The organism is Solwaraspora sp. WMMD1047 (assembly GCF_029626155.1).
Taxonomy (GTDB): domain Bacteria; phylum Actinomycetota; class Actinomycetes; order Mycobacteriales; family Micromonosporaceae; genus WMMD1047.
In genome coordinates this window covers 2,159,066-2,172,221 of the sequence record NZ_JARUBL010000001.1, presented here as the reverse complement: position 1 = coordinate 2,172,221, position 13,156 = coordinate 2,159,066, and the positions used below count along the sequence as shown (strand labels likewise).

Below are 13,156 nucleotides of genomic sequence, written 5' to 3'. Positions count from 1 at the left end.
CACCGGGCCGGCCGGGATGGCCGGGCGGGATAGGTTGACCGCATGGCTCGGGCCCAGTTCACCAAGGAGACCGACGCTGGCGGGCAGTTCGTCCGCCAGCCGAACAGATTCACCGGGCGGATCAGCGCGGATTCGCAGGCACCGCCGGGTGGCGGGCCGGACGCCGAGGGCCGCTGGCCGCTGCAGGCCGGCCGCTACCGGCTGGTCTGGTCGCGGGCCTGCCCGTGGGCGCACCGGGTCCGGATCGTACGCGGCCTGCTCGGCCTGGACGAGGCGATCTCGCTGGCTACGGTGGACCCGATCCGCGACGACCGGGGCTGGCGGTTCTCCCTCGATCCGGACGGTCGCGACCCGGTGCTCGGCATCGAGTACCTGGCGGAGGCGTACCGGGCGACCGATCCCGACTTCGCCGGCCGGGTCACCGTCCCGGCGCTTGTCGACACGGTGACCGGCCGGGTGGTCAGCAACGACTTCCCCCAGTTGACCCTCGACCTGTCCACCCGGTGGGGTCCGCTGCACCGCCCCGGCGCCCCGGACCTGTATCCGGAGCCGCTGCGGGCCGAGCTCGACGAGCTGATGGAGGTGCTGTACCACGAGGTGAACAACGGCGTGTACCTGTGTGGATTCGCCACCTCCCAGCGGGGTTACCAGCGGTCGGTGCGGACTCTCTTCGACCGACTGGACGACCTCTCCAGCCGGCTGACCGACCGCCGGTACCTGATGGGGGACGCGATCACCGAGGCGGACGTGCGGCTGTTCACCACGCTGGTCCGGTTCGACGCGGTCTACCACGGCCATTTCAAGTGCAACCTGCGGAAGCTGACCGAACTGCCGGTGCTCTGGGCGTACGCCCGGGATCTGTTCCAGACGCCCGGGTTCGGCGACACCGTCGACTTCGACCACATCAAGCGGCACTACTACGGCACCCATCCGGCGATCAACCCGACCGGGATCGTGCCGCTGGGCCCGGACCTGTCCGGGTGGACGGTTCCGCACGGGCGTGGCTGAGCCGCTCCGCCGGGCGGCCGGCTGGGGTGCCGCCGGCTGCGCGCTGGCCGGCACGGCCGCGGTGGCGGTCGCGGTCGTCGCCGGTCCGGGTCCGGGTCCGACCGGGTACGTCAGCGAGGCCGGCATCGCCGGCAGCGACTACGCGACCGCGTACCGGTCGGGGGTGCTGGGGTTGGCGGTGGCGCTGCTGCTGCTCGCCGCGGCGCTGCCGGGAGCGCCGCGGATGGCGGCCGGGCTGCTCGCCGCCGCGGCGGGCGGCACCGCGGTGTCGGCGACGGTGAACTGCAGCGTGGGCTGCCCGCTGCCGCCGTTCGAGTCGGCCACCACCGCCGACCTGGTGCACGGCGCGGCGAGCATCGCCGCGGTGGCCTGCTGCGTCTTCGCGATGCTGGCGCTGGCCGTCGCACCGGTGCCCGCCGATCCGGCCCGGCCGCCCGGGGTGGACCGGCTGCTCCGGGATGCCGGCCGCACCCTGCCGGCCGGGATCGCCCGGCTGCCCCTGCCGCCGTGGGTGACCGGCCTGGTCGATCGGCTGCCGGCCCCGCCCGCCGTCGTCGGCCGGCTGGCCCGGGCGGCGGTCCTGGCGGCGCTGCCGCTGTCGGCCCTGGTCGGGCTGGCCATGCTCGGGCTCGGCCGGGGCACCGTGGTCGGCGTGCTGGAGCGGCTGCTGCTGCTCGTGATCGCCGGTTGGCTGGTCGGCACCGCACTGGCGCTGACCCGCCACCGCCGCGACTGAGCCGCCGGGCTCAGAAGAGGATGGTGGCGAAGGTGCCGACCGGGCGGAAGCCACACCGGGCGTAGACCCGGCGGGCGGGCACGTTGAAGTCGTTGACGTAGAGGCTGACCGTCGGGGCCACCCGGTCCAGCGCGTCGCGCACCACGGTTGCCATCGCCGCCGCCGCGATGCCCCGGCCGCGCCAGGCCGGGTCGACCCAGACCCCCTGGACCTGGGCGGTGCGCCGGGTGACGACGGCGAGTTCGGCCTTGAACACCACCTGGCCGTCGACGAACCGGGCGTACGCCCGGCGGGCCCGGACCAGGTCGGTGAGGCGGCGGCGGTAGCTGTGGCCGCCGTCCTCGGCCAGCGGCGAGACGCCGACCTCCTCGGTGTACATGGCGACCGCGGCCGGGAAGAGCCGGTCGAGTTCGGCCGGGCGGACCGGTCGGACCTCGGGATCGGCCGAGATGCCGGGCGGCACGTCGGTGGCGAGCAGCGGCTGGTTGGGGCGGACGTCGCGGGCCGGTCCCCAGTGCGGGGCGAGCCGGTCCCAGAGGGCGAGCACCGCGTCGGCGCTGCCCACGATCGATGAACAGACCCGTTCCTCGCCGCCGAGCAGGTCGGCGAAGGCGGCGATCGCGGGCGCGGAGGCGTGCACCGGGGTGACGTGACCGCCGAGCCAGCAGAGCGACTCGACCCGCCGCCGGGCGCCGTAGCCGAGCACCCGGCCGTCGGCCCGCCACCAGCTCAGGCCGTGCTCGGCGACCCGCTCGGCGACCTGCGCCGCGGCGAACGGGTCCCGGTCGAGCAGCCGTTCGACCGCGCCGCGTTCCGTCTCTCCCAGTTGCCGCACCGGCGCCATCAGCACGCTTCCAGCGTGCCAGATCACCCGGGGCGGAGCGGACCCGAATTCACGTTCCGGGCCGCCGCGCCATCGTTGACATGTGACCATTTGGTCACCTAATCTCGACGGCAGACGCGACGAGGCACGTGGAGGACCCCATGGAGAAGATGTTCGAGATCTACATCCGCACCACCCCGGAGCGGCTCTGGGAAGCGATCACCGACAGCGAGATCCGCAGCAGATACAACTTCGGCTCCCGGGTCCACTCGGACTGGACCGCCGGGTCGGCCCTGCGGATGACCCACCCGAACGCCGACGGGCTGCTCGGCGAGGGCGAGGTGCTCACGATCGACCCGCCCCGCCGGTTGGTGCACACGCTGCGCGCGCTCTGGAGCGACCAGGTACGCGAGGAGGGCACCTCCCGGGTCACCTGGGAGATCGAGCCGGTCGGCGACTCCTGCCGGTTGACCGTGGTCCACGACGAGCTGCGCGACGGCGCGAACGACGAGCTCTACGGCGGCTGGCCGATGATCCTCTCCGGCCTGAAGACCTGGCTGGAGACGGGCGAGATCCTGACCACGCCGGGCTCGCTGATGTACCGCTGACGCCGGCCACCGGGCTGACGTCCGGGCCGGGACCGGTCAGGCGCGGGCGCCGCCGACCGGACCGGGGCGGCCGGTCAGGCCGAGTCGCGGACGACCAGTTCGGTCGGCAGGATGACGGCGGCCGGCGACCCGCCGGCCAGATGCCCCAGCAGCAACCGGACCATCTCCGCGCTGAGCCGGGCCCAGGGCTGGCGGATGGTGGTCAGCGGCGGCACCGAGGCGGTCGCGATCTTGGAGTCGTCGAAGCCGCCGACCGCCACGTCGTCCGGGACCCGCTTGCCCGCCCGGTGCAGCGCGGCGATGGCGCCCGGCGCCATCAGGTCGGAGCTGACGAAGACCGCGTCGAGGTCGGGGGCCTGCCGCAGCAGCTGCTCCATCGCCGCCTCGCCGGCGGCGTGGGTGTAGTCGCCGGTGACCACCAGCCGGGGGTCGGCGTCGCCGAGCACGTCGTGGTAGCCGGCGAGCCGGTCGACGCCGCCCGGGGTGTCCAGCGGCCCGGTGATGGTGCCGATCGTGCGGTGCCCCCGGGAGCGCAGATAGCTGACCATCTGCCGGGCGCCGTCCCGGTCGTCGGCCGCCACCCAGCTGCAGTCGCGTTCGTGGCCGAGCGGCCGGCCGCAGGTCACGAACGGCAGCCCGCGCCGCTTCAGCTCGTCCAGCAGCGGGTTGCCGGCGTGGGTGGAGACCAGCAGCGCCCCGTCCACGTGGCCGGCGGTGACGTACCGGCCGACCCGCTTGCGGTCCTCCTGGGTGCCGGCGATGGTCAGCAGCAGGGTGATGTCGTGGCGGGCCAGCTCCTGGGTGCAGCCGCGCAGCAGGATGTTGAAGTTGGGATCCTCGAAGAGCCGGTCCTGCGGCTCCGACAGGATGAAGGCGACCGAGTCCGACCGCTGGGTGACCAGGCTCCGGGCGTGCTGGTTGATCACGTACCCGGTCTTGCGGATCGCCCGCTGCACCGCCTCCAGCGCCGGCCCGCTCACGTTGTGCCCGCCGTTGAGCACCCGGGAGACGGTGCCCCGGGAGACCCCGGCGACCACCGCGACGTCGTCCATCGTCGGTCGGGCCCGCTGCGGGCGGTGCTGGGTGCGGTCCGGCTCGGCCACGGTCACATCGTCCTCACGGTGCTGCGGATGCGCTTGGCGGGACCGACCGGGATCGCGGCGCACCCCGCCCTACGCCTTGATCGACCCGGACAGCAGGTCGATGCGCCAGTACCGCTGCAGGGAGAGGAAGAGCGCCACCAGCGGGATGATCGACAACAGCGATCCGGTGATGACCAGACTGTACAGCGCCGGGGTGGTGGAGCCCTGGTTGAGCAGCGTGTAGAGGCCCAGCGTCACCGGGAACTTGTCGTCGTCGGAGAGCATGATGAACGGCAGCAGGAAGTTGTTCCAGATCGCCACGAACTGGAACAGGAAGACCGTGATCAGTCCCGGCACCATCATCGGCAGCGCCACCGTCCGGAAGATCCGCCACTCCCCCGCCCCGTCGGTGCGGGCCGCCTCCAGCACGCTGTCCGGTACGGCCGCCGCCGCGTAGATCCGGGCCAGGTAGATGCCGTACGGGCTGATGATGCTGGGCAGCAGCACCGACCAGTAGGTGTCGGTGAGCCCGACCTTTGCCAGCAGCAGGTACTGCGGGACGGCGAGCGTGATGCCCGGCACCAGCACCCCGGCGAGCAGCACGTTGAAGATCGTCGACCGGCCGGCGAACCGGTACTTGGCCAGCGTGTAGCCGCTCAGGCCGGAGAGCCCCGCCGAGAGCAGGGCGCCGACCCCGGCGTAGAGGGCGGTGTTGAACATCCACCGCCAGAACAGCCCGCCGCCGTAGGCGGACAGCTCGGCGACGTTGTCCAGCAGCGAGGTGCTGGGCGCGAAGGTGAAGCTGGTGAAGAGCGTCGAACCGGCCTTGGTCGAGGCGGCCACCACCCAGGCGACCGGCAGCAGGCAGTAGAACGCGCCGACCAGCAGCACGATCGTCGGCAGCAGGCTGGGCCGGGGCCGGTGCGGCGCCCGGCGGGTCTCCGGACGGGTATGCACGGTCATTGCTGCTCCTGACCGAACGCCCGGCGCTGCACCAGCCGCAGGAACCCGAACGACAGCACCAGCGTGATCGCCGCGATTAGCACGGAGCTCGCGGCGGCCAGGAACCGGTCGTCGGTGGCGAAGGCGTCGCTGTAGATCTTCATCAACGGGGTCCAGCTCGACGAGATCGAGTTGGTCAGCGGCCGCAGCGTCATCGGCTCGCTGAACACCTGGAGGGTGGCGATCATCGTGAAGACCGTGGTCATCACGATCGCCGGGGCGAGCAGCGGGATCTTGATCCGGAAGGCGATCTGCCACTCCCCGCAGCCGTCCAGGCGGGCCGACTCGTACAGCTCCGCCGGGATCGCCCGCAGGGCGGTGAACAGGACGATCATGTTGAACCCGACGCCGCCCCAGAGCGCGATGTTGACCACCGAGTAGAAGACCGTGCCGGTGCCGAGCAGGTCCGGTTCGGGCAGCCCGAAGCGGGCCAGCAGCCAGTTGAGCGGGCTCATCGCCGGCAGGTAGAGAAACCCCCAGAGCAGGCTGGCGATGACCGCCGGGACGGCGTACGGCAGGAAGATCGAGATTCGGGAGAAGCTCCGCAGGCCGACCCGGGGCCGGTCCAGCAGCAGGGCGAAGAGCAGGGCCAGACCGAGCATGACCGGCACCAGCAGCGCCCCGTAGCCGAGCACCCGCAGCGCGCCGGACCACAGCTGCTCGTCGGTGGCGGCGGCGCGGTAGTTCTCCAGGCCGGCGAAGACCTGGCTGCGAGCGCCCCGGCCGAGGCCCAGACCGGTCACCTGGATCTTGTGCAGGCTCAGGTAGCCGGCGTACCCGATCGGGAGCAGGAAGGTGAGGACGAACAGGATCACCGCCGGGGCGAGGAACGCGTACGGTGCGGCCGTACGCCTTCCTCGGCGGCCGACGGAGGTCGGGGCCGTTGGCATCGCGTTCAGTTCTCCGTCCGGTACCCGATGATCGGCCTCAACCGGCGATCGTGAAGCCGTTCTTGCGCATGTCCTCGACGGTGGCGGTCTGCATCGCCTCGACCGCCGGGCCGAACGGCGCCTTCTCGGTGATCGCCTTGGCGAACGCGTCCTGGTACGCCTGGTAGGTGACGTTGACGTTCGGCCCCCAGACCACGCCGGCCGCGCTGTCGGAGATCTGCCTGGCGATGTCGTAGAAGTCGGTCTGCTCGGCGAAGAAGTCCGGCGGCTGCTGCAGCGCCGGCCCGGTCTGGGCGTCCCGGGCGGCCGGGTAGAGCGCGGACTCGCGGACCAGGATCTCGGTGGCGACCGGGTCGGAGTTCATCCAGGTGGCGAACTTGACCGCCGCCTCCTTGTGGGTGGACTTCTCGGTCACCCCGGTCGACGAGCCGCCCCAGTTGCCGGTGCGGTTCTCGCCGGCGGACCACTGCGGCAGCGGCGCCATCGCCCACCGGCCCTTGGTGTCCGGCGCGTTGCCGGCCAGCACGCCCGGTCCCCAGACCGCGCTGGGCCAGGCCAGCAGCGTCCCGTCGTTGAGCGCCTTGTTCCACTCCGGGGTGTACATCGGCTGGCCGGCGACGACCCCCTCGTTGACCAGGCCGCCCCAGTACTCGGCGACCTTGCGGGTGGCCGGGTCGTTGACGGTGACCTGCCAGGCGTCGCCCTGCACGCCCCACCAGGACGCGCCGGCCTGCTGGGCCAGCCCGGCGAACCAGCCCGGGTCGTTGGCGGAGAAGGTGGTCAGGAACTTCTTGTCGTCCTTGCCGCGCAGGGTCCGGGCGGTCTGGGCGAACTCGTCCCAGGTGGTCGGCACGGTCAGGCCGTACTCGTCGAAGAGATCGGCCCGGTAGTAGAGCATCATCGGCGCGGCGTCCTGCGGGATCGCGTACACCGCGTCGGTGCCGAGGGTGACCTGCTCCCAGAGCCCGTCGGCGAACCGGTCCCTGACCGGGTCGGCGTCGGCGGCGATGTCGGCGAGCACGTCGTTGCTGACCAGGGTGGGCAGCGCCTGGTACTCGACCTGGGCCAGGTCCGGCGGGTTGCCGGCCTGGTTGGCGGTGAGCAGCTTGGTGACCATGTCACCGCCGCCGGCCTGCTTGCTGAGCTTGACCGTGATGTCGGGGTTGTCGGCGTTCCACCTGTCGACCACCGCCTCGATGTTCGGCGCCCAGGACCAGAAGCTCAGCTCCACCGGACCGGTCGTCTCGGGCTCGTCGTCGGAGTCCGACGAGCAGCCCGCCAGCAGGCCGCCCAGCAGGGCTATCGCCAGCGCCGAGGCGCCGAAGGAACGTCTCATCTCGACCTCTCACAATCTCGTCCGGACGGCCTTGGACAGTGCTGTTCATCGACGGGTGACCTGGGTGAAACACCTGTGAGCGCTCACAGTCTTGGCCCGTCGTGGCCATGTGTCAAGGGCCACAGATCTCCTAACACCCCTGCTAATCCTTGTGTAATCATGCGTGGATCGGTTGGGAGCGTGCACAGTTCGGAGTCGTTCATGGGTCAGTCATCGCAGTCGTCGGGATCAGCCCTGGCCGCCGCGCCGCCCCTCGGGCCGGCGCGGCCGATCCCCCGGCTGGACCGGCTCGGTTACGGCGGCGACTACAACCCCGAACAGTGGCCGGAGCAGGTCTGGGCCGAGGACGCCGAGCTGATGCGGACGGCCGGGGTCAACCTGGTCAGCGTCGGCATCTTCGCCTGGGCGCTGCTGGAGCCGACGCCGGGCCGGTACGAGTTCGACTGGCTGGACCGCGTGCTCGACCTGCTGCACGACCACCAGATCTCGGTCGACCTGGCCACCCCGACCGCCGTACCGCCGGCCTGGTTCCGCCGCCGACACCCGGCGGCGACCCTGGTCAACGCCGACGGGGTACGCCTCGGCGGCGGCGCCCGCCAGTCGTTCTGCCCCAGCTCACCCGCGTACGCGCAGGCGTCCGCCGCGATCACCGAACAGCTCGCCCGCCGGTACGCCGACCACCCGGCCCTGGTGCTCTGGCACTCGCACAACGAGTTCGGCGGGGCCAACGCGCTCTGCTACTGCCCCACCTCGGCCGAGGCGTTCCGCGCCTGGCTGCGCGAGCGCTACCCCGACCTGGCCGCGCTCAACGACGCCTGGGGCACCACCTTCTGGGGCCAGCGCTACGGCGACTGGGCCGAGATCGAACCGCCGACCACGGCCCCGACCTCGGTGAATCCCGCCCAGCAGCTCGACTTCCTGCGGTTCTCCTCCGACGCGCACCTGGCCAACTTCCGCCGCGAGCGCGACATCCTGCACCGGCTGTCGCCGGGGGTGCCGGTGACCACCAACTTCATGCTGGCCAACTGCAAGACGCTCGACTACTGGCGGTGGGCGGCCGAGGTGGACGTGGTCTCCAACGACCACTACCTGCGGGCCGAGGAGCCCGACAACCACATCGAGCTGGCGATGTGCGCCGACCTGACCCGGTCGGTGGCCGGCGGGGCGCCGTGGCTCCTGATGGAGCACTCCACCGGCGCGGTCAACTGGCAGCCCCGCAACATCGCCAAGCGCCCCGGCGAGCTGCGCCGCAACAGCCTGTCGCACCTGGCCCGGGGGGCCGAGTCGGCGCTGTTCTTCCAGTGGCGGGCCTCGGCGTTCGGCGCCGAGAAGTTCCACTCCGCGATGCTGCCGCACGGCGGCACCGGCACCCGGATCTGGCGCGAGGTGGTGGCGCTCGGCGCCGACCTGCCCCGGCTCGAACCGCTGCGCGGCACCCGGGTCGCCGCCGACGTGGCGGTGCTCTGGGACTGGCCGTCCTGGTGGGCGTTGGAGCTGGACTGGCGGCCCTCGGTGGACCTGAACTACCGGGACCGGATGGCCGCCTACTACGAGCGGCTCTGGCGCGACGGGGTCACCGTCGACTTCGCCCACCCGGAGTCGCCCCTGGACGCGTACCGGCTGGTGGTGGTGCCGAGCCTGTACCTGACGACGGCCGCGGCGGCGGCGAATCTGCGCCGCTACGTGGCAGCCGGCGGGACGCTGCTGGTCTCCTACTTCTCCGGCATCGTGGACGGCAACGACGCCGTACACCCGGGCGGCCACCCCGGCGCGCTGCGGGACCTGCTGGGGGTGACGGTGGAGGAGTTCCTGCCGCTGCGCACCGGCGAGTCGGTCCGGCTCGGCGGCGGCACGTCGCCGGCCGGCGACCCGCTGACGGCCGGTGGTCCGCCGTTGACCGGGGACGTATGGGCGGAGGCGCTGGTGCCGGCCGGGGCCGAGACCGTGCTGAGCTACCTGGACGGTCCGGCGGCCGGCGGCCCGGCGGTCACCCGGCACGGGTACGGCGCCGGCCACGCCTGGTACGTCTCCACCCGGCTCGGCGCCGCCGAGCTGGCCCCGGTGCTGACCGGGGCCTACCGGGACGCCGGTCTGGTCCCGCCGGCCGGGCTGCCGGCCGGGCTGGAGCTGGTCCGCCGGATCGGGCCGGACGGCGCCGAGTTCCTGGTCGCGATCAACCACGCCGACCGGGAGGCCCGGCTGCCGGCCGCCGGGGTGGAGCTGCTCACCGGCGCCGACTGCGACGGTTCGCTGACGGTACCGGCCGGCGAGGTGCGGGTGCTGCGCCGCTAGCCGGCCCGGGACGTCCGTCGAACGGCCAACCCCTTGACAACCGTCGATGGCAATGGTTCCGTGAGCGCTCTCAGCATTGCACCACCGTCACCAACTCAATACGGACATGTTGCCTGGTAACGAACGGGCAATCTGGCTGTGAGCGCTCCCAGTCGCCCGTCCCGCGTCACGTCAGGAGGAGCATGCGCATCAGGAAGATCCTGCTCGGCGTCACCGTACTGGCCACGGCCGCCGCTGCCGTCGTACCCCAGCCGGCCGCCGCGGCCGGGAGCGGCCCGACCAACCCGGGCTTCGAGTCCGCCGGTGACGGCCAGGTGCCGACCGGCTGGTCGGAACGCGGCCACCGGGCCGCCAGCTTCGTCGAGGCCGGCGGCCGCACCGGCGAGCGCCGGCTGACCCACTGGGCCGAGGTGCCCTACCGGGTGCAGACCACCCAACGGCTCACCGGACTGCCCCGGGGTACCTACACCCTGCGGGTCTCGGTGCGGGCCAGCGGCGGCCAGCGCGACGCGTACGTGGCGTTGACCGGCTGCGGCGGCCGACCCGTTCGGGTCGACCTGCCGCGCACCGGTGACGAGTGGTGGGTGCAGCTCGCGCTGACCACCGAGGTCCGCTCCGGCCGGTGCACGATCAGCCTGGTCTCCGACGGCAACGCCGGCGACTGGGCCAACTTCGACGACGTCACCTTCGACCGCGCCACCGGACCGGCCGGCACCCCGCTGCCGATCGCCGGCGCCGACGTGTCACACCTGACCAAGAACGAGGACCACGGCGCGGTCTACCGCGACCGGGTCGGCCCACCCCGCGACGCGCTGAAGATCCTGCGCGCCAACGGCGTCAACTACGCCCGGCTCAAGGTCTGGGTGGACCCGGCCGACGGCTACAACGACAAGGCCGACACCCTGGCCAAGGCCCGCCGGGCGCACGCGCTGGGGATGGGGCTGCTCATCGACTTCCACTACTCCGACGCCTGGGCCGACCCGGGCAAGCAGAACAAGCCGGCCGCCTGGGCCGATCTGCCCTTCGACCAGCTCAAGCAGGCCGTCTACGACCACACCTACGACGTGCTCGCCAGCCTGCGCCGGCAGGGCACCCCGGCCGACCTGGTCCAGGTCGGCAACGAGATCAACGGCGGCCTGCTCTGGCCGGACGGTCGCTGGGACAACTGGGACGGGCTGGCCGCCCTGCTCACCGCCGGCAGCACCGCGGTCACCGACGCCTCGCCCGACAGCAAGGTGGTGCTGCACCTGGCCGAGGGCGGCAACAACGGCGGCCACCGCTGGTGGTTCGACAACGCCGTCGCCCGGGGTGTGCCGTTCGACATCATCGCGGTGTCGCACTACACCTACTGGCACGGGCCGCTCGGCTACCTGCAGGCGAACCTCTTCGACCTGGCCGCCGCGTACGGCAGGCCGTTGATGGTGGTGGAGACCGCGTACGGCTTCACCCTCGAAGAGAACGACCACGAGACGAACATCTTCAACGCCGCACTGCAGGCCGCGGCCGGCTATCCGGCCACCCCGCAGGGCCAGGCCGACGCGGTACGCGACATCGTCAACACCGCCGCCGCCGTACCCGGCATGCTCGGCGTCTTCTACTGGGAACCCACCTGGACCGCGGTGGACGGCGCCGGCTGGGACCCGGCCGACCCCACCTCCGGCGACGGCTGGGAGAACCAGGCCCTCTTCGACTACTCCGGTCGCGCCCTGCCCGCCCTGCGGGTGCTCGGCGCGACCGCGCACCCCCGGCGGTGATCCCGATGAGTGTGGCGGTGAATCCGATGAGAACCAGATGGCGGACGGTGGCGGCCGGCCTCGGGCTGGCGCTGGCGTTCGGCGTGCTGGCCGCCGGCCCGGCGGCGGCGGCCAGCACACTCACCAACACCGGCTTCGAGGCCAACGGCGGCACACAGACCCCGAGCGGGTGGTCCGAGTACTCCTCGACCGGCCAGACCAGCGCCAGCTACACCGAGGCCGGCGGGCGCTCCGGCAACTACCGGCTCTCGCACTGGGCCTCGGGGTCGTACCAGGTCGAGACCTACCAGTACCTCGACGGCCTGGCCAACGGGTCGTACACCGCACGGGCCTGGGTCCGCTCCGGCGGCGGACAGGCGGCGGCGTACCTGGCGCTGCGCAACTGCGGCGGCGCCGAACAGCGGGCCAACCTGCCCACCACCGGCACCTGGACACAGATCTCGGTCACCACCACCGTCTCATCCGGACAGTGCACGGTGAGCATCGTCTCCGAGGCCCGGGCCGGGAACTGGATCAACGTGGATGACGTCGAGTTCGTCTTCAACGGCGGCACCCCGCCACCCTCGGCCAACCTGATCCGGGGCGCCGACCTGTCGACGCTGAAGAAGAGCGAGGACCGCGGCGGGGTCTACCGGGACCCGGCCGGCAACCAGCGCGACGCCCTGCAACTGCTGCGGCAGAACGGCGTCAACTATGGCCGGCTGAAGGTCTGGGTGAACCCGGCCGACGGCTACAACAACCGGGCCCGGGTGCTGACCATGGCGGCCCGGATCAAGGGCCAGGGCATGAAGCTGCTCGTCGACTTCCACTACTCCGACACCTGGGCCGACCCCGGCAAGCAGTACAAGCCCGCCGCCTGGACCGGCTACACCTTCAGCCAGCTCCGCGACGCCGTCTACCACCACACGTACGACGTGCTCGACGCGCTGCGGGCGCAGGGCACCCCGGCCGACATGGTCCAGGTCGGCAACGAGATCAACGACGGGATGCTCTGGCCGGACGGGCGCAGCAACAACTTCGCCAACCTGGCCCAACTGCTCACCGCGGGCAGCAACGCGGTGAAGGCGGTGAACGGCTCGACCCCGGTGATGCTGCACCTGGCCGAGGGCGGCAACAACACCCAGCACCGGTGGTGGTTCGACCAGGCCACCTCGCGAGGGGTGCCGTTCGACGTCATCGGCCTGTCGCACTACCTCTACTGGCACGGCTCGGTCGGCAGCCTGCAGTACAACATGAACGACCTGGCGGCCCGGTACGGCAAGCCGATCGTGGTGGTGGAGACGGCGTACGGCTTCACCCTCGACGCCGACGACGGCGAGCCGAACATCTTCAACGCGTCGCTGCAGTCCGCCGGCGGCTACCCGGCCACCCCGCAGGGGCAGGCCGACGCGCTGCGGGCGGTCTTCAACGCCGTCAAGGCGGTGCCGAACGGGCGCGGCCTCGGGGTCTTCTACTGGGAACCCACCTGGACCGCGGTGAACGGCAACGGCTGGGACCCGGCCAACCCGTCGTCCGGCAACGGCTGGGAGAACCAGGCCCTCTTCGACTACAACGACCGGGCGCTGCCGGCACTGTCGGTCTTCAGCACGGTCTGACGCCGGGGATCGGTGGCCGTCGGAGGCTGA

11 protein-coding genes are annotated in these 13,156 nt (G+C 72.1%); 6 read left to right on the top strand and 5 right to left on the bottom strand.

The window, feature by feature from the left end:
* The first annotated feature begins 42 nt into the window (after nt 1-42).
* Nucleotides 43-1,008 (top strand): glutathione S-transferase C-terminal domain-containing protein, encoded by a 966-nt coding sequence (locus tag O7627_RS10045; protein WP_278093222.1) that lies wholly within the window; start codon nt 43-45, stop codon nt 1,006-1,008.
* Nucleotides 1,001-1,744: a DUF998 domain-containing protein gene (locus O7627_RS10040; RefSeq protein ID WP_278093221.1), complete on the top strand. Its 744-nt coding sequence runs from the start codon at nt 1,001-1,003 to the stop codon at nt 1,742-1,744. The genes O7627_RS10045 and O7627_RS10040 overlap by 8 nt, the downstream gene beginning before the upstream one ends.
* Before the next feature lie 10 nt (nt 1,745-1,754).
* Here O7627_RS10040 and O7627_RS10035 read toward each other — a convergent pair whose 3' ends face one another.
* Nucleotides 1,755-2,594, bottom strand: coding sequence for a GNAT family N-acetyltransferase (locus O7627_RS10035; protein WP_278093220.1), 840 nt, complete (start codon nt 2,592-2,594; stop codon nt 1,755-1,757).
* Between the two features lie 134 nt (nt 2,595-2,728).
* On the opposite strand from O7627_RS10035, the gene O7627_RS10030 reads away from it, so the two are divergent.
* Nucleotides 2,729-3,175: an SRPBCC family protein gene (locus O7627_RS10030; protein WP_278093219.1), complete on the top strand. Its 447-nt coding sequence runs from the start codon at nt 2,729-2,731 to the stop codon at nt 3,173-3,175.
* Nucleotides 3,176-3,249: 74 nt separating this feature from the next.
* Here the strand turns inward: O7627_RS10030 and O7627_RS10025 are convergent, their stop codons facing one another.
* The 4 genes from O7627_RS10025 to O7627_RS10010 form a co-directional block, all read right to left on the bottom strand.
* Nucleotides 3,250-4,278 (bottom strand): LacI family DNA-binding transcriptional regulator, encoded by a 1,029-nt coding sequence (locus O7627_RS10025; protein WP_278093218.1) that lies wholly within the window; start codon nt 4,276-4,278, stop codon nt 3,250-3,252.
* 69 nt (nt 4,279-4,347) lie between these two features.
* The gene (locus O7627_RS10020; protein ID WP_278093217.1) at nt 4,348-5,220 is read right to left on the bottom strand and encodes a carbohydrate ABC transporter permease; all 873 of its coding nucleotides are present in this window, start codon (nt 5,218-5,220) and stop codon (nt 4,348-4,350) included.
* Nucleotides 5,217-6,149 (bottom strand): sugar ABC transporter permease, encoded by a 933-nt coding sequence (locus O7627_RS10015; RefSeq protein ID WP_278093216.1) that lies wholly within the window; start codon nt 6,147-6,149, stop codon nt 5,217-5,219. The genes O7627_RS10020 and O7627_RS10015 overlap by 4 nt, the downstream gene beginning before the upstream one ends.
* 37 nt (nt 6,150-6,186) lie before the next feature.
* On the bottom strand, nt 6,187-7,485 hold the full coding sequence (locus O7627_RS10010; RefSeq protein ID WP_278093215.1) for a sugar ABC transporter substrate-binding protein: 1,299 nt from the start codon (nt 7,483-7,485) through the stop codon (nt 6,187-6,189).
* A 201-nt stretch (nt 7,486-7,686) separates the two neighbouring features.
* Here O7627_RS10010 and O7627_RS10005 point away from each other — a divergent pair, with 201 nt between their 5' ends.
* From O7627_RS10005 to O7627_RS09995, 3 genes are all read left to right on the top strand, one after another.
* Entirely contained in the window at nt 7,687-9,777 is a 2,091-nt protein-coding gene (locus O7627_RS10005) for a beta-galactosidase (protein ID WP_278093214.1), read from the top strand.
* Nucleotides 9,778-9,959: 182 nt separating this feature from the next.
* Nucleotides 9,960-11,531, top strand: coding sequence for an arabinogalactan endo-1,4-beta-galactosidase (locus O7627_RS10000; protein WP_278093213.1), 1,572 nt, complete (start codon nt 9,960-9,962; stop codon nt 11,529-11,531).
* Between the two features lie 26 nt (nt 11,532-11,557).
* Nucleotides 11,558-13,126, top strand: coding sequence for an arabinogalactan endo-1,4-beta-galactosidase (locus tag O7627_RS09995; RefSeq protein WP_278093212.1), 1,569 nt, complete (start codon nt 11,558-11,560; stop codon nt 13,124-13,126).
* The last annotated feature ends 30 nt before the right edge of the window (nt 13,127-13,156 follow it).